Origin of the sequence: Pseudomonas floridensis (assembly GCF_002087235.1) — a bacterium.
Classification (GTDB): Bacteria; Pseudomonadota; Gammaproteobacteria; order Pseudomonadales; family Pseudomonadaceae; genus Aquipseudomonas; species Aquipseudomonas floridensis.
In genome coordinates this window covers 37,339-60,497 of the sequence record NZ_MUIO01000077.1, presented here as the reverse complement: position 1 = coordinate 60,497, position 23,159 = coordinate 37,339, and the positions used below count along the sequence as shown (strand labels likewise).

General features: G+C 58.6%; 17 protein-coding genes and 2 tRNA genes. 11 read left to right on the top strand and 8 right to left on the bottom strand.

The window, feature by feature from the left end; translation table 11 throughout:
* Positions 1–587: AsmA family protein (locus tag BZK31_RS19420; protein WP_482822365.1), on the bottom strand; the 587-nt coding region annotated here is incomplete at its 3' end.
* Between the two features lie 126 nt (positions 588–713).
* Here BZK31_RS19420 and cysK point away from each other — a divergent pair.
* The 3 genes from cysK to aceK all read left to right on the top strand — a co-directional run bounded on the left by cysK (position 714) and on the right by aceK (position 4,582).
* Entirely contained in the window at positions 714–1,688 is a 975-nt protein-coding gene (gene cysK, locus BZK31_RS19415; protein ID WP_083184555.1) for a cysteine synthase A, read from the top strand.
* Between the two features lie 177 nt (positions 1,689–1,865).
* A complete protein-coding gene (locus BZK31_RS19410; protein WP_083184552.1) occupies positions 1,866–2,804 on the top strand; it encodes an aspartyl/asparaginyl beta-hydroxylase domain-containing protein in 939 nt (312 codons plus the stop codon).
* A gap of 65 nt (positions 2,805–2,869) precedes the next feature.
* Positions 2,870–4,582: a bifunctional isocitrate dehydrogenase kinase/phosphatase gene (gene aceK / locus BZK31_RS19405; RefSeq protein ID WP_083184550.1), complete on the top strand. Its 1,713-nt coding sequence runs from the start codon at positions 2,870–2,872 to the stop codon at positions 4,580–4,582.
* A gap of 14 nt (positions 4,583–4,596) precedes the next feature.
* Here the strand turns inward: aceK and BZK31_RS19400 are convergent, their stop codons facing one another.
* Positions 4,597–8,070 carry a PAS domain-containing hybrid sensor histidine kinase/response regulator gene (locus tag BZK31_RS19400; protein WP_083184548.1) on the bottom strand — a complete coding sequence of 1,158 codons (3,474 nt, stop codon included), beginning with the start codon at positions 8,068–8,070 and terminating at the stop codon, positions 4,597–4,599.
* A 214-nt stretch (positions 8,071–8,284) separates the two neighbouring features.
* On the opposite strand from BZK31_RS19400, the gene BZK31_RS19395 reads away from it, so the two are divergent.
* Entirely contained in the window at positions 8,285–10,162 is a 1,878-nt protein-coding gene (locus BZK31_RS19395; RefSeq protein WP_244182705.1) for a membrane-associated oxidoreductase, read from the top strand.
* A gap of 131 nt (positions 10,163–10,293) precedes the next feature.
* A complete protein-coding gene (locus BZK31_RS19390) occupies positions 10,294–12,168 on the top strand; it encodes an MFS transporter (protein WP_083184547.1) in 1,875 nt (624 codons plus the stop codon).
* Between the two features lie 162 nt (positions 12,169–12,330).
* Here BZK31_RS19390 and BZK31_RS19385 read toward each other — a convergent pair whose 3' ends face one another.
* Complete coding sequence (locus BZK31_RS19385) at positions 12,331–13,296, bottom strand: bile acid:sodium symporter family protein (protein WP_083184546.1); 966 nt, start codon at positions 13,294–13,296, stop codon at positions 12,331–12,333.
* Between the two features lie 84 nt (positions 13,297–13,380).
* Positions 13,381–14,301, bottom strand: a complete 921-nt coding sequence (gene rdgC, locus BZK31_RS19380) for a recombination-associated protein RdgC (protein ID WP_083184545.1) — start codon at positions 14,299–14,301, stop codon at positions 13,381–13,383.
* 171 nt (positions 14,302–14,472) lie between these two features.
* Here rdgC and BZK31_RS19375 point away from each other — a divergent pair.
* Positions 14,473–14,548, top strand: a tRNA-Val gene (locus tag BZK31_RS19375).
* 21 nt (positions 14,549–14,569) lie between these two features.
* A tRNA-Asp gene (locus tag BZK31_RS19370) sits at positions 14,570–14,646 on the top strand.
* Between the two features lie 157 nt (positions 14,647–14,803).
* Here BZK31_RS19370 and BZK31_RS19365 read toward each other — a convergent pair.
* Entirely contained in the window at positions 14,804–15,619 is an 816-nt protein-coding gene (locus BZK31_RS19365) for a DUF1868 domain-containing protein (protein WP_083184544.1), read from the bottom strand.
* Positions 15,620–16,066: 447 nt separating this feature from the next.
* Here BZK31_RS19365 and BZK31_RS19360 point away from each other — a divergent pair, with 447 nt between their 5' ends.
* Together BZK31_RS19360 and BZK31_RS19355 are read left to right on the top strand one after the other, a co-directional pair.
* Positions 16,067–16,462 carry a hypothetical protein gene (locus BZK31_RS19360; protein ID WP_083184543.1) on the top strand — a complete coding sequence of 132 codons (396 nt, stop codon included), beginning with the start codon at positions 16,067–16,069 and terminating at the stop codon, positions 16,460–16,462.
* Between the two features lie 120 nt (positions 16,463–16,582).
* Complete coding sequence (locus BZK31_RS19355) at positions 16,583–17,773, top strand: CaiB/BaiF CoA transferase family protein (protein WP_083184542.1); 1,191 nt, start codon at positions 16,583–16,585, stop codon at positions 17,771–17,773.
* A gap of 59 nt (positions 17,774–17,832) precedes the next feature.
* On the opposite strand, the gene BZK31_RS19350 is transcribed toward BZK31_RS19355, so the two are convergent.
* Together BZK31_RS19350 and BZK31_RS19345 are read right to left on the bottom strand one after the other, a co-directional pair.
* Positions 17,833–19,158, bottom strand: a complete 1,326-nt coding sequence (locus tag BZK31_RS19350; RefSeq protein ID WP_083184541.1) for a dicarboxylate/amino acid:cation symporter — start codon at positions 19,156–19,158, stop codon at positions 17,833–17,835.
* A 102-nt stretch (positions 19,159–19,260) separates the two neighbouring features.
* Positions 19,261–20,316, bottom strand: a complete 1,056-nt coding sequence (locus BZK31_RS19345) for a tartrate dehydrogenase (protein WP_083184540.1) — start codon at positions 20,314–20,316, stop codon at positions 19,261–19,263.
* 133 nt (positions 20,317–20,449) lie between these two features.
* On the opposite strand from BZK31_RS19345, the gene BZK31_RS19340 reads away from it, so the two are divergent.
* On the top strand, positions 20,450–21,370 hold the full coding sequence (locus BZK31_RS19340; protein WP_083184539.1) for a LysR family transcriptional regulator: 921 nt from the start codon (positions 20,450–20,452) through the stop codon (positions 21,368–21,370).
* Positions 21,371–21,381: 11 nt separating this feature from the next.
* On the opposite strand, the gene BZK31_RS19335 is transcribed toward BZK31_RS19340, so the two are convergent.
* Entirely contained in the window at positions 21,382–21,915 is a 534-nt protein-coding gene (locus BZK31_RS19335) for a cupin domain-containing protein (protein ID WP_083184538.1), read from the bottom strand.
* Between the two features lie 435 nt (positions 21,916–22,350).
* Between BZK31_RS19335 and bamJ the strand changes: the two genes are divergently transcribed.
* The gene (gene bamJ, locus BZK31_RS19330; protein WP_083184537.1) at positions 22,351–23,118 is read left to right on the top strand and encodes a BamJ family beta-barrel-assembly machinery protein; all 768 of its coding nucleotides are present in this window, start codon (positions 22,351–22,353) and stop codon (positions 23,116–23,118) included.
* The last annotated feature ends 41 nt before the right edge of the window (positions 23,119–23,159 follow it).

Genomic DNA, 23,159 nt, shown 5'->3' with positions numbered 1-23,159 from the left:
CGCGCTTTGCCTTCGAAGCTGGCGTCACGGTTACCTTCGACATCGACCACGTTGGTCAGGTTGTAGAAACTGGCGTTGACCCGGTCGGCATCGATTTTCACCTTGGGCGTCGAGTTGAAGTTGTTGAACGTGATGTGCCCGTTGCCGATGCGCACTTCGTTGAGGGTGATCGGCAGCAGCTTGTTCAATTGTGTGCGCCAGTCAGTGCCCTGACCGGTCTGGGACGCCTGTTTGTTGTTACCGCCATCGACAAAGTTGATCTCGGGATCGATGAATAAAACTTCGGCAACCACAGCATGGTCGTACCAGAGTGAATGCCAACTGACCGCCAGCTCGATGATCGGTGCCTTGACGAACGGCACCGGCACCTTGCCGTCGACCTTGACGATGTTCAGTCCCTTGATTCGATAGGCACCGCGCCACAGGGCCAGGTCCACGTCAGTGACCTGACCGCGGTAGTCGCCCATGTCGGCGAGCTTGTCATTCAGGTAGTTGCGCACCAGATAGGGCAGGGCGATGTGAATGCCGATCAGCAGGACCACCAGAGTGGCCAGCGTCCATATCGGCCAGCTGTAGCGACGTTTCATGACACGAGTCTCCGGTTGCAGTGAAGGGTTGACTGCGTTCGGCAGCGTCGGTTCGCTCATACTGGACGCCCAACCGCTGGCGGCATAGGCTTTGTTTATTTAACCGATGTGCACAAGGACACTCCCATGAGCCGTATCTACGCTGATAACGCCCATTCCATCGGCAATACGCCGCTGGTGCAGATCAACCGTATCGCGCCGCGGGGTGTCACGATTCTGGCCAAGATCGAAGGACGTAATCCCGGTTATTCTGTGAAATGCCGTATTGGCGCCAACATGATCTGGGACGCCGAGAGCAGCGGCAAGCTCAAGCCCGGCATGACCATCATCGAACCGACATCGGGCAATACCGGCATTGGCCTTGCCTTCGTCGCCGCCGCTCGTGGCTACAAGCTGATGCTCACCATGCCGGCGTCCATGAGCATAGAACGCCGCAAGGTCCTGAAGGCGCTGGGCGCCGAGCTGGTGCTGACCGAACCTGCCAAGGGCATGAAAGGCGCGATCGCCAGGGCTGAAGAATTACTCGCCAGCGATCCGGCGCGTTATTTCATGCCGGCACAGTTCGAGAATCCGGCCAATCCGGCCATCCATGAGAAGACCACCGGCCCGGAAATCTGGAACGACACCGACGGCGCCATCGACGTGCTGGTGGCGGGCGTGGGCACCGGCGGGACGATCACCGGTGTGTCGCGCTACATCAAACACACGGCGGGCAAGCCCATTCTGTCGGTGGCGGTCGAACCCGATGGCTCGCCGATCATCACCCAGGCCATGGCCGGTGAAGAGATCAAGCCCAACCCGCACAAGATTCAGGGCATTGGCGCCGGGTTCATCCCGAAGAACCTCGACCTGTCTCTGATCGACCGGGTTGAACGGGTGACGGATGAGGAGTCCAAGGCCATGGCGCGACGGCTGATGCAGGAAGAAGGCATTCTGTGCGGTATTTCCTGTGGTGCCGCGATGGCGGCGGCCGTGCGTCTGGCCGAGAAGCCTGAGATGCAGGGCAAAACCATCGTTGTCATCCTGCCGGACTCCGGCGAGCGTTACCTGTCGAGCATGCTGTTCAGCGATCTGTTCACTGACCAGGAGCTGTCGCAGTAACACATCTTCGGCAGTGTGTGCTTCATGCGCGCTGTTCAAGGGTTTATGATGGCCAGCTTCTGAGTTTGTCAGGCGGTCTTGCCGGACCGTCTGGCGACCCTGATCGTTGCTTGTCGATCAGGCATTGCCACTGCCCGCGTTACGTTCAGCGTTAGCTGCCGCTCCAAGGAGAGTTTCATGACCCTTTCATTTGCTGCCAAGGCATTGATCCTGATGCTTTTTCTGGGCAGCACGCTGTACGTGCATTTGCGCGGTCAGGCGCGACTGCCCTTGTTGCGGCAGTTCGTGAACCATTCGGCGCTGTTCGCACCCTACAACGCGCTGATGTATCTGTTTTCCCGCGTGCCGTCCAGACCGTATCTGGACCGCAGCAAGTTTCCCGAGCTGGACATTCTCAAGGACAACTGGGAAACCATTCGTGACGAAGCCATGCACCTGTTCGACGAGGGTTATATTCGAGCGGCCGAAAAGAACAACGACGCCGGTTTCGGTTCGTTCTTCAAGAAAGGCTGGAAGCGTTTCTACCTGAAATGGTACGACAAGGCCTTGCCTTCGGCCGAAGCGCTGTGCCCGAAGACCGTTGAACTGGTCAACAGCATTCCCAACGTCAAAGGCGCGATGTTTGCCCTGTTGCCGGGCGACAGCCACCTCAATCCGCACCGCGATCCATTCGCCGGATCGCTGCGCTATCACCTGGGACTGTCCACCCCGAATTCCGACGATTGCCGGATCTTTGTGGATGGCAAAGAGTATTCCTGGCGTGACGGCGAAGACGTCATGTTCGACGAGACGTACGTACACTGGGTCAAGAATGAAACCACCCAGACCCGCGTGATTCTGTTCTGTGACGTCGAGCGTCCGCTGACCAACCGGCTGATGACGCGCCTGAACCGCAGCGTCAGTGCCTTTCTGGGGCGTGCCACTGCACCGCAGAATCTGGATGACGAGCGTGTTGGCGGGATCAACCAGGCGTATGCGTTCAGCAAGCGTTTCAGCGATGGCTTCAGCGGCAAGGTCAAGCAGTTCAAGCGCAGCAACCCTAAGGCCTACCGTGTACTGCGCCCCGTACTGGCCGTGCTGGTCCTGACCTTGCTGGGTTACTGGTTGTTTGGTTGAAGAATCGCCCGTTCAGATAGATGTCGGTACTGGCTACAAATTGATGCTCATATGGAGGTCCATCCATGTCGCAGCCTCAGCCCCATGCCGACATCGCACGCCGGATCCTTGAAGGCTTCGACGATTACCGCAAGCATTTCCGGCAGATCACCGACGGCGCCCGAACCCGTTTCGAGCAGGCGCAATGGTCAGAAACCCAATGCGCTGCCGCCGCCCGAATCAATCTCTACGAACAGAACGCTGGCGACGTCATCACGCGTCTGCGCGTTGACGTCCCTGCAGATCAACTGCTGGCGGTCGAGCACTGGCCTGAAATCAAACACGCCTATATAGCCCTGATCGAAGCACGGGCCGATGATGAGCTGGCCGAAACCTGGTTCAACTCGATCTTCTGCGGCCTGTTCCGGCACGACCAGATCAACGACCGCTGCATGTTCATCCACAGCACCCGACCCGCCAGGCACGACTGTGCCCGAGTTGCTCAGACCCGCTTATATGCGCCGCACGGCGATCTGGCCGGGCTGCTGGCGCGGGTGTTCACCGATTACCGCTTCGGCGTGCCTTATGCGGACCTTGCAAGGGATCTGCCACGTCTCGACGCGCAGCTGCGCGCCAGCCTGCCGTACTGGGTATGCAAGGATTCAGCGCTGACAGTCGAACTGTTCTCGTCAGTGTTCTATCGCAACAAAGGGGCGTACCTCGTCGGACGGCTCTTCAACCCTGATGAGCAATGGCCGCTGGTGATTGCGTTGCTGAATGTCGAGGGGCAGGGGATCGTGATCGACACCCTGATCACCGATGAGGCACAGGTTTCGATCATCTTCTCCTTCACCCGCTCGTACTTCATGGTGGATGTACCGGTTCCGGCAGAGTTCGTGGCGCTGCTGCAGCGCATTCTGCCGGGCAAGCACATTGCCGAGCTGTACACCTCGATTGGCTTTTACAAGCATGGCAAGTCTGAGTTTTACCGTGCGCTGATCGAGCATCTCGCCAGTACCGATGACCGCTTCGTGATGGCACCGGGCGTGCGTGGCATGGTCATGAGCGTGTTCACGCTGCCGGGTTTCAATACGGTCTTCAAGGTCATCAAGGATCGCTTTTCACCGTCCAAGAACGTCGATCGCAAGACGGTCATCGACAAATACCGGCTGGTGAAACAGGTCGATCGGGTAGGGCGCATGGCCGACACCCAGGAATTCTCCGACTTCCGTTTTCCGCTGAGCAGGTTCGATCCCGATTGTCTGAGTGAATTACTGCAGGTGGCGCCCTCCACCATTGAGGTCGAAGGCGCAGATACGGTGCTGGTCCGGCATTGCTGGACCGAGCGGCGCATGACCCCGCTCAATCTCTATCTGGAAACCGCCAGCCCCTTGCAGATCCGTGAGGCGCTGGATGACTACGGCTGGGCGATCCGGCAACTGGCTGCGGCCAATATCTTTCCCGGCGACATGCTGCTGAAGAATTTTGGCGTGACGCGCCACGGACGGGTGGTGTTCTACGACTACGATGAGATCTGTTTACTGACTGACGTCAACTTCCGGCGCATTCCGGCACCGCGCACGCCCGAGGACGAAATGGCGTCGGAGCCGTGGTATTCCATCGGGCCGCTGGACGTGTTTCCCGAGGAGTTCGCGCCGTTCCTGTTTCCCGCCCCGGGCCTTCGCCGCGTGTTCGACAGCCTGCATGGCGAGCTGTATGACGCCGGGTATTGGCAGGCGCTGCAGGTGGCGATTCGCAGCGGCAAGGTGATCGATGTGTTTCCGTATCGGCGCAGTTGAACGTCGGTCCGCCCTCAATTCAAACTGACATGCCGACTCAGCAACGCGCGCAGTGCCGCGGGTCTGACCGGTTTGGGCAAGTAATCGAGCCCGGCGGCGTGGACCTGAGCGATCAGTTCAGGGCGGCCGTCGGCGCTGATCAGTACACCCGGCACTGGCTGACCAAGTAGTGTGCGCAGCCAGGCCATCAGTTCGGTGCCGGTTTCACCGTCGTCCAGGTGGTAGTCCACCAGCGCGATCTGCGGAAGCACGCCATTGTTCAGCAGAACCTCACATTCCTGCCGGTTGCGCGCCGTCCAGACCTGACAGCCCCAGCGTGACAACAGGCTGTTCATGCCGATCAGGATGCTGTCTTCGTTATCAACGCACAGTACCTGTGTACCGTTCAACACTGGCCGGTTGGTTTCGACCCGCTTGGCGGGCACGGGCTCCAGGACCGAAGCGAGTGGCACCTGCACGCTGAACACACTGCCTTTGCCGGGCCATGAACGCACCTGCAACGGGTGTTCGAGAATGCGACACAAGCCATCGGCAATTGCCAGCCCGAGGCCCAGGCCTTTGGCCGCGTGGGTCTGATGACTGTCCAGCCGTTTGAATTCTTCGAAAATCACCTGGCGCTTGTCCTCGGGAATGCCCGGACCACGGTCCCAGACTTCCAGGCTCAGATGCCTGCCCTGACGCCTGATACCCAGCAGAATCGGTCCTTGGGCATAACGAAACGCATTGGTCAGGAAGTTTTGCAGGACGCGGCGCAGCAGCTTGATATCACTGTCCACCCGCAAGGCACTGCCCCTGACGCGGAATTTCAAGCCGCGCTCGTGCGCCAGGGCCGTGAACTCCGCGCCCAGGGTGTCGAACAGCGCGTTGAGCGGAAATGGCTGGCAATCAGGCGTGATCTTGCCGTTTTCGATGCGCGAAATGTCTAGCAGGTCGCTGATCAGGTCTTCGGCCGAGCGCAACGAACTGTCCAGGTGCTGGATCAACTGCTGAGCGTCGTTGGAAATGCCGTCTTCCTGATGCGAAAGCGCTGCGGAGAACAGCCGGGCGGCATTCAGAGGTTGCATCAGGTCATGGCTGACGGCAGCCAGAAAACGGGTTTTCGATTCGTTGGCCGCTTCGGCCGTGCCCTTGGCTTCGGTCAAGGCCTGATTGAGTTGCGACAGTTCGTGGGTGCGTTCTGCGACACGCTGCTCCAGGCTCTCGTTGACGCCCTTGAGCGCCTGCTCAGCGGCACGGAACGCGGTGATGTCAGTGAAACTCATGACAAACCCGCCGCCCGGCATTGGATTGCCGATCAGCTCAATTACCCGACCATTGGGAAACAGCCGTTCGGACGTGTGCGCCCGACCCTGACGCATCCAGTGCAGCCGCCGCGCCACATGCACTTCCGCCTCGCCCGGCCCACACAGCCCGCGTTCGGCGTTGTAGCGAATGATGTCGGCGATCGGCCGACCGACGCCGATCAGGCCTTCCGGGTAATTGAACAGTTCCAGATAGCGATGATTCCACGCCACCAGCCGCAGCGACTGGTCGACCACACTGATGCCCTGCGTGATGTTTTCGATGGCGCCTTGCAGCAGGGCGCGATTGAACTGCAGCACTTCGGAGGCCTCGTCGGCGATGCGCACCACGTCCTCAAGCTGCATGTCCCGGCCCTCGATGGCCGCTTTGACCACCGCACGGGTCGATGACGTCCCCAGCACACCGGCCAGCAGCCGCTCGGTGTGGGCGATCCAGTCGCCGGTGGCGTTTTGATTGGGGTTGAAGCTCTTGCCCTGGCGGTAGGCGAAACGGGTAAAGCTCTGACGCGCACGCTCTTCGCCGACAAAGCGCGCCGACAGGCTGAGCAGATCTTCGATCTGCACGGCCAGCAACGGACGCATGTAAGCGCGCCCCTGGGTTTCCTGGCCGATGAAGCGACCTGCCTGCCAGTGCTCCGTCACTCGCGTGCGCGACAGCATGGAAACCCAGGCGAACAGCGTGCAATTGCCCGCCATCGACAGCAGCACGCCTTGGGTCATGGGCGTGATCGGCAGGTCGAACGGGTTGCTGTGCAGCCAGGCCAGTAACGGAAAGGTCTCCAGCGACCAACCCATGCCGTGGGCGGCGACCGGCAGAACCAGTGTGTAGAACCAGATGAAAATCCCGGCCGCAAGCCCTGCAAACACGCCGCGCCGGTTGGCCTGCTTCCAGTACAACGCGCCGAACATGGCGGGTGCCAGTTGGGTAATCGCGGCAAAGGCGATCTGGCCAATGGTCGCCAGGCTGGCGGTCGAGCCCAGCATTCGGTAGCTGACATAGGCCAGCAGCAGAATCATCACGATGCTGATGCGGCGCACCGACAACATCCAGTGCCGGAAGGCCTCGAACGGGCGCTCGGTGTTCTTGCGGCGCAGCAGCCAGGGCAACAGCATGTCGTTGGAAATCATGGTCGAGAGGGCTACGCAGGCCACGATCACCATGCCGGTTGCGGCGGATGCGCCGCCGATGAACGCCAGCAGCGCCAGCGACGGATGCGCGTGGGCCAGCGGCAGGCTGATGACGAAGGAGTCTGGCAGCATCGAGTCCGGCAGCAGCATCTGGCCCGCCAGTGCGATCGGCACCACGAACAGGGCGGCCAGTGCCAGATAGGCCGGGAACACCCATTTGGCCAGGTTCAGGTCCTGCGGTTCGATGTTCTCCACCACGGTGACGTGAAACTGCCGAGGCAGGCAGACAATCGCCATCATCGCCACGCCAGTCTGAACGAACATCGACGGCCAGTTGATGGTGTCTTTCCAGTATTCCTCAAGACGCGGTGCCAGCCTGGCCTGATTGAACAGATCATCGAAGCCGTCATACAGGCCGAAGGTCACGAACACCCCAACCGCCATGAACGCACACAGCTTTACCAGCGCCTCGAAGGCAATCGCCAGCACCATGCCGCGATGGTGCTCGGTCACGTCCAGATTCCGGGCGCCGAACACGATGGTGAACAGTGCGAGAATCAACGACACCACCAGCGCGGTGTCCTGGGCGCGCGTGCCGGTGGAATCGGCCACCGCGCCGATGAGGATATTGACCCCCAGCACGATGCCTTTGAGCTGCAGCGCGATGTACGGCAGCATGCCGATCAGGCAGATCAGCGCGACCATCACCGCAAGCGACTGTGATTTGCCATAGCGCGCGGCGATGAAGTCGGCGATCGAGGTGATGTTTTCCTGCTTGCTGATCAGCACCATCTTTTGCAGCACCCAGGGCGCGAGCACCATCAGCACGATCGGCCCTAGATAGATGGGCAGGAACGACCACAGTTGTTCGGCCGCCTGACCCACCGCACCGAAGAACGTCCAACTGGTGCAATAGACCGCCAGCGACAGGCTGTAAACCCAGGCGCGCATGGTCGGGCGCAGCGAGGCGCTGTAGCGATCACCATAAAAGGCGATGGCGAACATGATGGCCATGTAGGTAAGAGCAACGGCGGCAATCAGCCCGCTGGACAGCGACATATCGGATTCCAGAACGTATCGACAACGCGCAGTCTCGCACGACGGCTGCGGTTCGTCTTTCTCGACCAAGGTCGAGCGTGGCGGAGAGCGCATGGTATCGAACTGCGTTCGAATTAATGATTGATGGCTACTGGCCTCATGTCTACCATGTTTGCTTTTCGTTCTGGCAATCCGAGAGCTGTTTCAGTTCGTGCCGCATAGATAAGGAAGTGTGATGAAGGCGCAGGGACGTTCATTAACTGATTTCAAGAATCTGTATGCGGCCGAAAAAACCCTGCTGGAGTGCTGCCGTTCGGGTGCGGTGGCGAAGATCAGCCCGACTAAGCCCGATGTAGCGACTGAGGCTAATCGCGTCCGTGCCTATTTTCTTCGCTTTCTTGCGTTAGGTGGTGATGAGAGCGCACCCGTGCATGAGCGCGGGATTCGACTTGAGGGTGCCTATGTCGAGGGATATCTGAACCTCAGCTCGGCCAGGGTGCCTGTGCCTCTTACCCTGCGTAACTGCGTTGTCGAGAAGAGAATCATGCTCACGGATGCCGATCTGGCTCACACCTTTGCTGCGGTGAATTCGACAATTAATGGGCTGGACGCAAGTCGTGTTCGAATTGCCGGGCTTATGACGTTAAAAGACACTGTATCCAGCAGCAGGATCAATATTGATGGGGCTCACGTGCAGGGTCAGATCAACTGCTCCGGCGCACATTTCAATGGAGAGGAATCATGGGCGTTGTCGGCAGAGAACACAGTATGCGGTGGCAATTTTCAACTCAGTAACGAGTTTGAGGCACTGGGTGGAGTGAATCTGATGGCTGCTCGTATTGAAGGACAGTTGGGCTGCAAGAACAGTCGATTCATTAAGACTCAACGGTTCGCGTTTCAAGCTGACAGAATCCATGTAAAGGGCAGTGTTTTTCTTGGCGAAGGCTTTTCCTCCGTCGGCACCGTAAGGTTTCCCGGCGCGAAAGTGCATGGGCAATTCAATTGCAACGGTGGGCATTTTGATGGGCAAGGTGGTGAAGCACTTAGCCTGCAGGCCTCATTCATTTCTGGATCGCTGTTTCTGGGTAGCGCATTCAAGGCGCAAGGGAATGTCTCACTGCAAGGGATGCAGCTCAAAGGAGACCTGATACTAAGGGGCGCGCAAAGCCTGACCGGGCTATTAGCAAAGAGAGTTGCAATTGAGGGTGCTCTTGTATTGAGAAGTCTGGTGGAACCCTTGAAGGCCGTGTCGTTCGCGGGTGGACGATGTGAGTCTCTGGATGACGATAGGCACTCTTGGGGCGATCAGTCGAATCTCGATGGTTTCCGATATAGGTTCATCCATGTGCATTCAGCGATGTCTATTTCGGATCGTCTCAATTGGTTGGGCAATGAAAAGCTTGCCACTTCCGTCAAGGGGCAGGCTGTGCAATTTCGTCCACAACCTTGGCGACATCTACAAGGCATTCTCGAGGAGATGGGCCATGCCGAAGAAGCGAGACAGGTAGGTGTCGAGTTTGAAAAGTGCCTGCGCGTTGCTGGCCTTATAGGCCAAAGCCCTGAGCATTGGTGCGAGGCCCGTCGTTTTTTTTATAAAAAACTCATGACATTTCTGCACGTCATGTATGGCTTGCTGACGGGGTACGGCTATCGCCCCATGCTTCTGCTGCGCTCGTTTCTGTTCGTCTGGCTACTGTGCTCAGGTATCTATTGGTGGGCGGCAAACGAAGGTGCGATTTTTGCCCCCAGCGATCCTTTAGTGTTCCAGAACGAAAAATATGCATCTTGTCTTCCGCCAATGCCTCCAACCGAGCATCAGCCGGCTGGAACCGGCAACTGGTATCTATGCGCTGCATTGCCTGAGGCCTACACAGGTTTTAGCCCCTTGGCATTCTCTCTGGATCTGTTGCTGCCGCTTGTAGATCTGCATCAGGAAAAGGATTGGGCGCCTCTGATCGAAACGCCTAAGGCGAATGTGTTTGCAGAGCTTTGGTCGTTTTTCAGCTTTAAACGATTGGTGCGCTTTGTCATGTGGGTAGAGATTCTTGCCGGTTGGGGCTTCAGTTTGCTGTTTGTGGCTGTAGTGTCCGGACTGACGCGGCGCAAAGAGTAAGGAGTTGTGAAGTAAGGCTCATCGTTACGAGGCCCAATTCATCACTATCGACATCTTCCTGCAGAACGTCTTCAATGGCGCACCGGCTGGTTTCGACATTTCAGCCATACAGCCTCTCAGGACAACGGACGATGAGCCAGCAGTCACAATTCAGCCTTCTAGGAAAGCGGCGCTTTCTGCCGTTTTTCGTTACCCAGTCCCTTGGGGCGTTCAACGACAACGTGTTCAAGCAGTCGCTGATCCTCGCCATTCTCTACAAGCTGGCCATCGATGGGGATCGTTCGATCTACGTCAACCTGTGCGCCTTGCTGTTCATTCTGCCGTTCTTTCTGTTCTCGGCACTGGCCGGGCAGTTCGGCGAGAAATACCCTAAGGACGCGCTGATCCGCATCATCAAGTTCGGTGAAATCGTAATCATGGCGGTGGGGGCAGCAGGCTTTCTGTTCAATCACCTGTGGATGATGCTGGCGGCTCTGTTTGCCATGGGTACGCATTCGGCGCTGTTCGGGCCGGTGAAGTATTCGATCCTGCCGCAGCATTTGCGTGAGAGCGAGCTGGTCGGCGGTAACGCACTGGTCGAGATGGGCACGTTTCTGGCGATTCTGGCCGGCACCATCAGTGCAGGCGTGATGATGTCTTCCACACACTATGCGTGGATTGTCTCGGCGGCCATCGTGCTGATTGCCTGTCTGGGCTTTCTCGCCAGCTTCGGCATCCCGCGCGCAGCGGCCGCTTCGCCTGAAATGAAGCTCAACTGGAATATCTTCACTCAGTCCTGGGCGACCCTGCGCATGGGACTGGGGCAGACGCCCGCGGTGTCGCGTTCCATTGTCGGCAACTCATGGTTCTGGTTCGTCGGCGCGATTTACCTGACGCAGATTCCGGCCTACGCCCAGGAATGGATGCATGGCGACGAAACGGTCGTCACGCTGATCCTGACTGTTTTCTCCGTCGGCATCGCGCTGGGTTCACTGCTCTGCGAGCGCTTGTCGGGACACAAGGTCGAAATCGGTCTGGTGCCATTCGGCTCGGTGGGTATCACGATTTTCGGTCTGCTGCTGTGGTGGCATTCGGGCGGCTTCCCGCAAGGCGCACAGCCCAATGACTGGCTGGCGGTGCTGAGTGACGGGCAAGGCTGGTGGGTGTTGCTGGATATCCTCGGCATCGGCGTCTTCGGCGGCTTTTATATCGTGCCGCTGTACGCACTGATTCAATCGCGCACACCGGAAAAGGAGCGTTCGCGCGTTATCGCAGCCAACAATATTCTCAACGCGTTGTTCATGGTGGTGTCGGCAATCGTCTCGATCCTGCTGCTCAGCTTCGCCAAACTGACGATCCCGCACCTGTTTCTGGTGGTGTCGCTGCTTAATATTGCGGTCAACGTCTACATCTTCAGCATCGTGCCCGAGTTCACCATGCGGTTCCTGATCTGGCTGCTCGGCCATTCCATGTACCGCGTCGAGCATCGCGACCTGAACCGGATTCCCGACGAAGGCGCTGCGCTGCTGGTCTGCAATCATGTGTCATTCGTCGATGCACTGCTGATCGCCGGGGCGGTCAGAAGGCCCATCCGATTCGTGATGTATTACAAGATCTATCAAATGCCGGTGCTCAATTTCATCTTCCGTACGGCCGGCACCATCCCGATTGCCGGTCGCAACGAAGACATAGAGATCTACGAGCAATCGTTCAAGCGCATCGCGCAGTACCTGGCGGAGGGCGAACTGGTGTGCATCTTCCCGGAAGGCAAACTGACCTCGGACGGCGAGATCAGCGGTTTCAAGAGCGGCATGACGCGCATTATCGAGGAAACCCCAGTGCCGGTCATTCCAATGGCACTGCAAGGGCTGTGGGGCAGCTTTTTCAGTCGTGATCCTGAAAAGGGCCTGTTTCGACGTTTCTGGTCGCGGATCGTACTGGTGGCAGGTGTTCCCATTCCGGCAGATGCAGCAGCGCCGGTGGACGTGCGCGAGCAGGTAAAAATATTGAGAGGCGCGGGGCGGTAGTGGCAGTCGCCGGGCATGGCGCTTGTCGCCCATGCCTGGCGTGTTGGTGATTGTCCCGCGCTCCGCGTTCGGCCCTGATGTGACGCAGAGCATCACGGGCTGGATGCCAGCGCGGAGCATTGGCACGATCGGGGGGGAACGATCAGTGTGGACAGTTCGACGTCAATCCACTGCCGGTTTACGCGACACTCTTTCGCTTTCTTCCTCCGGCATCTTTCTGAAGTACGTCGATAGCAACGCTCCGGAAATGTTGTGCCAGACGCTGAACAGTGCGCTGGGCACCGCCGCCAGTGGAGAGAAGTGGGCGCTGGCCAACGCCGCGCCGAGCCCCGAGTTCTGCATGCCGACTTCCAGTGCCAGTGACTTGCGCTGTGGCAACGGCAGTTTGAAGACCTTGCCGGTGAAGTAACCCAGCAGAAAACCGAAAGTGTTGTGCAGGATCACCACGGCCATGATCAGCAGGCCGGACTCGGCAATCTTCGCCTGACTGGCAGCGACCACCGCGCAGACGATCATCACGATGCTCACCACCGAGACCAGCGGCAGTACGTCTACCGCATAGCTGACCCGTGCGCCCAGCAGACGTTGTGCCAGAACACCCAGCACGATCGGCAGCATCACCAGTTGCAGGATCGACCAGAACATATCCAGAAACGAGACCGGCAGCCAGGCCGATGCCAGCAACCAGATTAGTGTGGGCGTCAGCAGCGGTGCGAGCAGGGTCGTGACGGCGGCAATGGCGACCGCCAGGGCCAGATCGCCCTTGGCCAGCCAGGCCATGACGTTGGATGAGGTGCCGCTCGGGCAGCAGCCGACCAGAATCACACCGACGGCAATCTCCGGCGGCAGTTGAAACACCTGGCACAGCAACCACGCCATACCGGGCATGATGACGAAGTGCGCGACCACGCCCAGCGCAACGCGCCAAGGGTTGCGCGCCACTTCAGAGAAATCTTCGAGTTTGAGCGTCAGGCCCATGCCGAACATGACCAGGCCCAGCAAGGGCACGATCCAGCCTTTGAGGCCGATGAACACCTGAGGAAACAGGAACGCCAGAATGGCGAACAGCAGCACCCAGTACGCAAAGGTATTGCCGACAAAACGACTCAAGGCGGTCAGCGCGCGCATGGTCTGCTCCTTCTTTTTATAAGTGCGACATGAATGCGCCGTCTAGAGAGACGGCGCTTTGTTTCTACCTGCAGAATGCTGCTCTTAGATGCCTTGCGGAATCTCTTCGCCACCCAGGGCGTCGAACAACTCGGGCAGGAACTCGCCGAAAGTCAGCATCATCAGGGTAAAGCTGGCATCCAGTTGGCCCAGAGCCTCGTCGCCGCCGTCCTGTTCCGCCTGATCCTGGAGCAGGTCTTCGAACTTCAGGCGCTTGACCACCATCTTGTCGTCCAGCACGAAGGACAGTTTGTCCTGCCAGGCCAGTGACAGTTGGGTCACGACTTTGCCAGTGCTCAGGTGCAGCTGGATTTCGTCGCCGGTCAGGTCCTGACGCTTGCAGCGCACGATGCCACCGTCTTCGTGTGTGTCGCGCAGCTCGCACTCGTCCAGAACGAAGAAGTGGTCGGCCGCTTTCTGAGTCTTGACCCAATCGGTCATGGTCGCGCTTGGCGATACCTTGACGGTCAGCGGGCGGACCGGCAGCGAGCCGATCACTTCGCGCAGGGTCGACAGCAGGTCTTCGGCGCGTTTCGGGCTGGAAGCGTTGACCAGAATCAGGCCTTGCTTGGGCGCGATGGCGGCGAAGGTTGCCGAGCGACGGATGAATGCACGCGGCAGGAAAGCCTGGATGATTTCATCCTTGAGTTGATCGCGTTCCTTCTTGTAAACCTTGCGCATCTGCTCGGCTTCGATCTCTTCGACCTTTTCCTTGAGCGCGTCACGTACGACGCTGCCCGGCAGAATGCGTTCTTCCTTGCGTGCCGCGATCAGCAGGAAGTCCTGGCTGACGTGGACCAACGGAGCGTCTTCGCCCTTGCCGAATGGCGCGACGAAACCGTAAGTGGTCAACTCCTGGCTGGCACAGGCGCGGGCCGGTTTGGTCGCCAGTGCAGTCTCAAGCGCCTCGGCGTCAAAAGGCAGATCCTGGGTCAGGCGATAGACAAGCAGGTTTTTGAACCACATGAGGTGAATCTCTCCTTCTATACAAAGGTGGGCATTATTCGCTGCTCAGCCTCCGGGGCCAACCCTGTACAGAGCGTTTGTAAGCCTTTGGAAGGATTATAAAAATTATTTAAAAAAGTGCTTGCCAGACTTAAGGTCGCTCCGTAGAATGCGCGCCACACCGAGAGTGAAGGGTGATTAGCTCAGCTGGGAGAGCAGCTGCCTTACAAGCAGCGGGTCGGCGGTTCGATCCCGTCATCACCCACCAAACTCTCTCTTAGTGTTACGCGCAGCGGTAGTTCAGTCGGTTAGAATACCGGCCTGTCACGCCGGGGGTCGCGGGTTCGAGTCCCGTCCGCTGCGCCATATTCAGCTTCAAGGCCCTTGAACTCCTTGAAGCAAACAGAAAGCCCGCCTTGTGCGGGCTTTCTGCTTTCTGTCTTTCCGTTATCTTCCAAACGCCCGCCTGGGGGCCGTATGCCTGCTCATGCGCAGGTCATTCCCGCTAAGCCTGTTTGAAGCGTCAGTCCGCGCCAAGCGTGTTCGGCCGTTTGCCGAGGGCGAACTTGTCATCGAATGCCAGCATGTCATTGAAAGTACAGAAGCGTGGCGTATCCAGCTCGATCACGTCGAAGGTCTGGCGTAGAAACGCCAGGCAGTCCTGCTGGACAGCGGCATAGTCCCGGGTTTCCCGATCCGTCATCCACTTCACCAGATAGCCCAGCGAAACGTGAAAGCCATAAACCTCATGATTCGGCGCGCGGATGCCCAGGCGATCAGCCAGGCGATCGCGCAGGTTGCGGAGTTTCCTGCTTTCCTGCGCGTCGACCGGTAGCAGGTGCAGGGTGGCGCCACTGTCCTTGTGCACATTGAAGTCGTCTACCCGCATTCGGGGTCGAAAACCGTCGCTGAGATCAAAGTCCTTCAGGCGCTCCGTGAAGTAATCCGTACAGGCCTCAACCGTAGCCTCTTTGGCGACTTGGGTCGGCCAGAGTGGCGGATCGCGCTGTTCGTCTATCACGCCCTCGAACACCGTCATGTGGTAACTGGACGGCGGCAGCAGGCTCAGACACTGACTGAACGCGTGAGCGGCCAAGGTGTTCCTGACGGTCGTCAGTGCATCGCTGAACGGCGTGCGCAACGGGATCTGGCTGATGATGGTGTTTCCAGCGAATGGCCGCGCTTTGCCGTTTTCGTAGAATTTGCGATTGACGTCGTAAGGCTGATCGCCCGAGGTTTGTGACATCGTTAGCAGGGGCGAGCTGGCAAGCGCCGTACCGGCCGTCATGGTGCAGGCTTGAAACAGGAAGGTACGGCGCAGCATGGTGGGGTTCGTCATGGAAACAATTCCGTCGGGGCCTCGAGCCGGGTGCCGAAAAGGGGAGAGCGCTCGTCTCGAGCGACCTTACCGCTGGTGTGTGGCCAAGGCATGACAGTAATCGGCTTGCCCGGGCGTTTCATTGCGATAACGGTTTCGTACGGACTTGGCCCACCCCATTCAATAAGCCCGCACAGATGTCGACAACGGTCACGCTTCCAGGTCAAAAGCGTTGTGTTCTGTGAGTTTATATAGTGTTCGTTGTAAGAAGTTTCATCGTATCTTGTGATTTTAAAGTTGTTGGCAAAAGTCACCTTTTTAAGCTTGATTTCCGCGTGTGTCTGGTATTACCTGCATGGCGTTGGTTGGAACTCATCACGGATTGATACCAACCCTGGAGCGACTGACTCATTCAGGATGTTCGTTCCAGAAAAGGAATTGGGTATTTAATAAATTAAAGGGATTTTTATGAGCAACTGCATTAAAGCATCACTGGCCTTCTGCGCAATGGTCGTCTCCGCCGGGGCCCTTGCAGAACCTGGGTTGCACACGGCCACCATCGACCAAGACGGCGTTGTGGTCGCCGAGTCTTCTGCCTGGATCAAATCAGTCAATCTGACCCGCCAGAAAGATTACTTCGCAACTTACGAAGTCCGGTTTGTTAACGGATTGTTCAAACAGGCGCCGGCTTTTTGTTCGGTGTCCTCAATCGATACGTCTGACTATGATCGTCTGCTTTATGGCCATGCCAAGTTAGGCGGTGCAGCAACGACCGAGAAAGTCAATGTACTGGGTCTGATGGTTGGCAAGAGCGAAGCCGCCGGTGACTCGGCAATGAGCTTTCAACTGGCGTGCACTCACTGACATTCGCCTGCAAACCAGCCTCGCTTAATGCGGGGCTTCTTGCGTGCTGTTGATGGCGACTTTCCATCCAGCACATTTGCGCGGATCATCCTCTGACCTCGAACAACAAGTGGACATGTCATGAATCTACCTCTTCAAGGCATCAAGGTCGTGGAGCTTGGGCAACTCATTGCCGGGCCGTTCGCTGCGAAAATCCTTGGCGAGTTCGGTGCCGAGGTCATCAAGGTCGAACCGCCGCTGACCGGCGATCCGCTGCGCAAATGGCGTCTGCTGCATAACGGCACATCGGTGTGGTGGGCCGTGCAGTCGCGTAACAAGAAGTCGGTGACCCTTGACCTGCGCCAGCCTCAGGCACAGGAAGCGGCACGGCGCCTGATCCGTGAGGCCGATGTGCTCATCGAAAATTTCCGTCCCGGCACCCTCGAGGGTTGGGGGTTGAGCTGGGAAGAGCTCCATGCGCTCAACCCGCGCCTGATCATGCTGCGGGTGTCCGGTTATGGGCAAACCGGGCCTTACCGCGACTTGCCCGGATTCGGTGTCATCGGCGAAGCGATGGGTGGCTTGCGACACCTGTCGGGTGAGGCAGGGCGTACGCCTGTCAGGGTCGGGGTTTCGATTGGCGACTCACTGTCGGCGCTGCACGGAGTAATCGGCATTCTGCTGGCGTTGCGGCATCGTGAGCAGAACGGTGGGGCGGGGCAGCAGATCGACGTTGCGCTGTACGAGTCGGTGTTCAACATGATGGAAAGTCTGATCCCCGAGTACTCAGTGTTCAACGTCGTTCGCGAACCGGCGGGCAGTAGCATGCCGGGCATAGCGCCCACCAATGCTTATCGCTGCAATGACGGCAAATACGCGCTGGTCGCAGGCAATGGCGACAGCATCTATAGACGGCTGATGGAAAAGATTGGCCGCATGGACCTGGCCGATGATCCGGAGCTTGCCCACAACGATGGGCGAGTCAGGCATGTGGCGTGTATTGATGCGGCCATCTCGACCTGGACCGCTGAACGCTCGCTGGAAGAAGTACTCGCCGCCTTGAATGAAGCGCGGATTCCGGCAGGCAAGATCTACGATGCGGCCGACATCGCCAGCGACCCGCACTACAAGGCGCGAGACATGTTGCTGCAAAGCACGCTGGACGACGGCACGCCAGTCACGCTGCCGGGCATCCTGCCCAAACTTCAGGACACGCCGGGTCAGGTACGTTCGCCCGCGCCGACATTGGGTGAGCATACCGACGCGGTGCTGGAGGCCCACGGCATCGACGCGGATACGCGTGCGCAGTGGCGCAAGCTGGGCATTATCTGAACGGGTGATCATTGCCGACGACAGGAGCGCGTTTTGCCCTGTCGCCGTGCGACCTCGCTCTACCGCGATAACAACGGCTCCTTCTGACTGTGAGCAGGTTTCAGTACCGTCGGTTGCTCGCAGCTTTCCGCTTCTTTCTCGCCATTGAGTGCCTTGTGCATCTTTTCGGCGTCCAGCGCACCCACCCATTTTGCGATGGCCATGGTGCCCACGCCATTGCCGATCGTGTTGGTGATAGCGCGTGCTTCGGACATGAACCGGTCCACACCCAGCAGCAGTACCATGCCGGCCACCGGAATCGTGCCCAGCGAAGCCAGCGTTGCGGCGAGAATGATGAACCCCGACCCGGTCACACCTGCCGAGCCTTTCGAGGTGAACATCAACACCACCAGCACGATCAGCTGGTCGGTGAGGGTCAGCGGCGTATTGGTTGCCTGGGCGATGAAGATGGCGGCAATGGTGTAATAGATTGCCTGGCCGTCCGGGTTGAAGGTCAGTCCGGAAGGAATGATCATTCCCGCCACCGGCTTGGACACGCCGGCTTTTTCCATTTTGGAAATCATCTGTGGCAGCACGGACTCCGAAGAACTTGTGCCTAGCACGGTAAACAGCTCTTCCTTGATGAACCGCAGAAACTTCCACAGGCTGAAGCCGCTGTAGCGGCAGATCGGACCCAGCACGAACATCACGAACACCGCGCAGGTCAGGTAGACACAGGCCATCAGCTTGCCCAGGGAGAACAACGAGCCGAAGCCGTACTTGCCGATGGTGAAGGCGATGGCACCGAACGCACCGAGAGGTGCCAGACGCATCACCATGTTGACGATCCGGAACATGCCCTGCATGAGGCTGTCCAGCGCATCGACAAAGGGCTTGGCGCGAGGTCCGACATGGGCCAGCGCGATGCCCAGCAGAATGGAAAACAGCAGAATCTGCAGAATGTTGCCTTTGGCGAAGGCGTCGATGATCGTGTCGGGAATGATCCCCATCAGAAAGTCCATGAACGACGCGTGTTTCGCCGCGCTGGTGTAGGTGCTCAGGCTGGACGAGTCCAGCGTGGCCACATCGATGTTCATGCCGGCACCGGGCTTGAAGACATCGACGACCACCAGGCCGATGACCAGGGCCAGGGTCGAGACCACTTCAAAATAGATCAGCGCACGAACGCCGACGCGGCCCAGCTCCTTCATGTTTTCCATGCGGGCGATACCGGTGACGACGGTCAGGAAAATCACCGGCGCCAGCAGCATCTTGATCAGTTTTATGAACGCGTCGCCAATGGGTTTTAGCGCGGTGCCGGTTTCAGGCAGCAGCACGCCGACGATGGCGCCCAGGACGACGGCGAGAAGAACCTGTACGTAGAGTTTGCCAAGAAGTTTTTTCATGATCGGGTCCTGAGTTTTTATTGTTGTCAGGAAATGCCCGGAGGACGGCGCGCCAGCCTCCGGGGCGATATACCGCGATACGGCGTGTGCCCGGTAGCGGGCTCAGCGGTTGATCAGCTCAATCACAGCGTCGGTGACCTGCCGGGTAGTGGCCGTGCCGCCGAGGTCCGGCGTGTGGACGCCGCTTTCGGTGACGGCTTCGATGGCCGACATCAGTGTTCTGGCCGCTGCCGCTTCGCCCAGGTGTTCAAGCATCATCGCGGCGGTCCAGAAGGTGGCGATCGGGTTGGCGACACCCTTGCCGGTGATGTCGAAAGCCGAGCCGTGAATCGGTTCGAACATGGAGGGAAAGGTGCGTGCCGGATTGAGGTTGGCGGTCGGCGCAATGCCCAGACTGCCAGACAGCGCCGCCGCCAGGTCAGACAGGATATCGGCATGCAGATTGGTGGCGACGATCACGTCCAGTGTTGAAGGCTTGAGGACCATGCGCGTGGTCACGGCATCCACCAGTTCCTTGTCGATGTTCACTTCAGGGAAGTCTTTGGCCACCTCATAGAAGATTTCGTCCCATAGCACCATGCCGTGGCGTTGTGCATTGGACTTGGTGACCAGGGTCAGTTTTTTGCGAGGCCGGCTGCGGGCCAGTTCGAAGGCGAAGCGATGGATGCGCTCCACGCCGGCGCGGGTAAACACCGACACTTCGGTCGCCACTTCTTCCGGCAAGCCGCGGTGTACGCGTCCGCCGTTGCCCGAATATTCACCTTCGGAGTTTTCGCGGACCACTACCCAGTCGATATCGCGGCCGTTGGCCAAAGGGCTTTTGACGCCGGGCAGGACGCGTGCCGGACGCACGTTGGCGTATTGATCGAACCCCTGGCAGATGGGCAGACGCAGGCCCCACAGCGAAATATGGTCCGGGACATTCAAGGCGCCAACGGCACCGAAGAAGATGGCATCGAAGGTTTTCAGCTCTGCCAGACCGCCCTCCGGGATGTAATGACCGTTCTTAAGGTAGTTGTCCGAATTCCAGTCGAACTGCTTGAAGCTCAGGCCGAAGCCGGACGTGCTGGCGAGCGCTTGCAGGACCTCGATGCCGGCGGCAATCACTTCAACGCCAATTCCGTCGCCGGGCACGGCTGCAATCGTGTAGTTATTCATCTTTCACTCCACTCATCGATGTTTTTGTTGTGCCTGAGAACCGGGTGTTCATCAGGGGTTGAGCGGAGTATATGTAGTGATTAAAAGCCGTTGAGTTACCAGAAATCACTACATAGTTAACGTTGAGTTATCAATGAACAAGACACAGGACCTGTCGTTTTTCCACCTGCTGGCCAAGCAGGGCAGTCTGGCCGCGACTGCTCGCGAGCTGGGTGTCACGCCTCCCGCCATCAGCAAGCGTCTGAGTCAGTTGGAGGCGCGACTCGGTACCCGACTGGTCAATCGCACCACGCGCTCCATGAGCCTGACTGCTGAAGGCGAGCTGTATTTCAGCCACGCCGCGCGCATCCTCACGCAGATCGATGACGTCGAGCAGTTGATCAGCAACACCAGTAACAGCCCCAAGGGGCTGATCAGGGTCAATGCGTCACTGGGGTTCGGGCGTCGGCATATCGGGCCTGCTCTGGCGGCTTTTTTCGCTCGTTATCCTGAGGTGCAGGTCCAGCTTGAAATCAGTGACCATCCGCTGGATCTGGCAAGCCATGGGTTCGATCTGGGCATTCGCTTCGGCAGTCTTCCCGACGCCGCCTTTCATGCGCGCAAGATCGCTTCCAATCGTCGTCTGCTGTGTGCATCGCCGCTGTACCTTGAAAGACACGGCACCCCCGCACGATTGTCCGACCTGCAGCGTCACAACTGCATTTTTCTGCGCCAGAACGAAACGCCTTATGGGGTCTGGAGCTTCAGCCACGGCGGGCGTACGCAGAACATCAAGGTTCACGGCGCGTTGGGATGCAATGACGGAGAAGTCGCCCTGAACTGGGCGCTGGAAGGGTTCGGCATTCTGTTGCGCGCCGAATGGGATATCGCCAGGTACGTGAGAAGCGGGCGTCTGCGCCTCGTTCTGGAAGATCAGACGCCCACCCGAGCCGATGTATATGCGGTGTTTCCCCAGCAATTGCATTTGTCTGCCAGGGTGCGCTGCCTGATCGACTTTCTGGTGGAGCGTTTCGCCAATCTGGACCGGGTCAGCGCTCCCGAGTCTGAGCCGTAAGACCTTCAGCTTCAGTCCGGGCAACCGCCCTTGTTTGAGCTGCCTTCCCTGGGTATGAAGCCTTTTCCATCGTCAGGCTGTTTCAAAATGACGTAGGCGCGCCGCCAGGGCTGATCGTCGATCAACTTCCAGCGATGACCAGGGCCGGTGGTGTCCTGTGCCAGCAAGACTTCGCCCGGGTGCAGCACGAAGTTTTCGCCGCCCGTGGTCGAGAACTCCAGCGTGCCCGAAAGCGTGATGACGTACTGCGCCTCGGGCGCGGCATGCCAGTCGTAGGTCGCGTGCGGCGGCGACTCCTTGAAGTTCAGACCGCTGACCTCCGTTATGGCCTTTTGATCGATGGTGCCTCGCACAACGTGCGAAAGATTGTCTGAACCCGTGCACAGCCGGAAGGCCTTGATACCTTGCGTGGGCGCGGCGGTTGCGAGCGCGCTGTTGCTGACGGTCAGCAGGCTTGCCGCAGCAATGACAGCCATTGCGCACAGCCTGTGTCGCGCTGGTCGAGCTACTGAAACCTCGAAATGGTGACGCTTGGTGGGCTGCATAGGCTTACCTGAAAGTGGACAACGACTTGCAGTCCCGAACATTGGTTCCGGCTGCACACGACGGACCGGCAGGTCCTCGCAGCGGATCGAACCACAATCGGGAACGGTTAAAAATTATCTTTAATTTCATGTCGATACCGACGTCTAAAGCATTTTCGGCAGGCGTTGCGTCGTTCAATCTGCTGTCGATGCGGGTGCGGCACGCTGCAGGCTCATGCGCCAGGTTGTTGCGATTGGCGTCGACTCTGCCCGGTACATCCGTAATCCGTGAGCTGAACTGCAACTGAACGGTGAAGTGTCAGGCCGGTAAAACCTTTGGATACCTGAACTTATCGGCCTTTTGCCTCTCTCATGCCGGTAGCCATTGATCGCGGCGGCCTGATAAGCTCGCGGCTTTACTCGTTTGCCCTTTTGGCGCATGAACAAGGAATTAGCATGAAACAGCATCGGTTGGCAGCGGCGATTGCCCTGGTCGGTCTGGTACTCGCAGGTTGTGATAAACAAGCCAGCACCGTCGAGCTGAAAACTCCGGCACAAAAAGCATCCTATGGCATCGGTCTGAACATGGGCAAAAGCCTGGCTCAGGAAGGTATGGACGATCTGGATTCCAAGGCTGTGGCTCTGGGTATCGAAGACGCTGTCGGCAAGAAAGACCAGAAACTGAAAGACGAAGAATTGGTTGAAGCCTTCGCTGCACTGCAGAAGCGTGCCGAAGAGCGTATGGCCAAGATGAGTGAAGAGTCGGCAGCCGCCGGCAAGAAATTCCTCGAAGAGAACGGCAAGAAAGACGGTGTCGTCACGACCGCTTCCGGCCTGCAATACCAGATCATCAAGAAGGGTGACGGCGCTCAGCCCAAGCCGACTGATGTCGTGACCGTTCACTACGAAGGCAAGCTGACTGACGGCAAGGTGTTCGACAGCTCCGTCGAGCGCGGCAGCCCGATCGATCTGCCGGTAGGTGGCGTGATTCCGGGTTGGGTCGAAGGTCTGCAACTGATGCACGTGGGCGAGAAGATCAAACTCTTCATCCCTAGCGACCTGGCCTACGGTGCCCAGAGCCCGAGCCCGCTGATCCCTGCCAATTCGGTTCTGGTCTTCGACCTCGAATTGCTGGGTATCAAGGATCCGGCTGCTGCTCCTGCTCCGGATGCCGACGAAGAAGAGCCGGCTCCAGCCAAACAGGCTGCTCCTGCCAAGAAGTAACGCAACACCTGGCTACTGAAAACGCCCTGTCTCGACAGGGC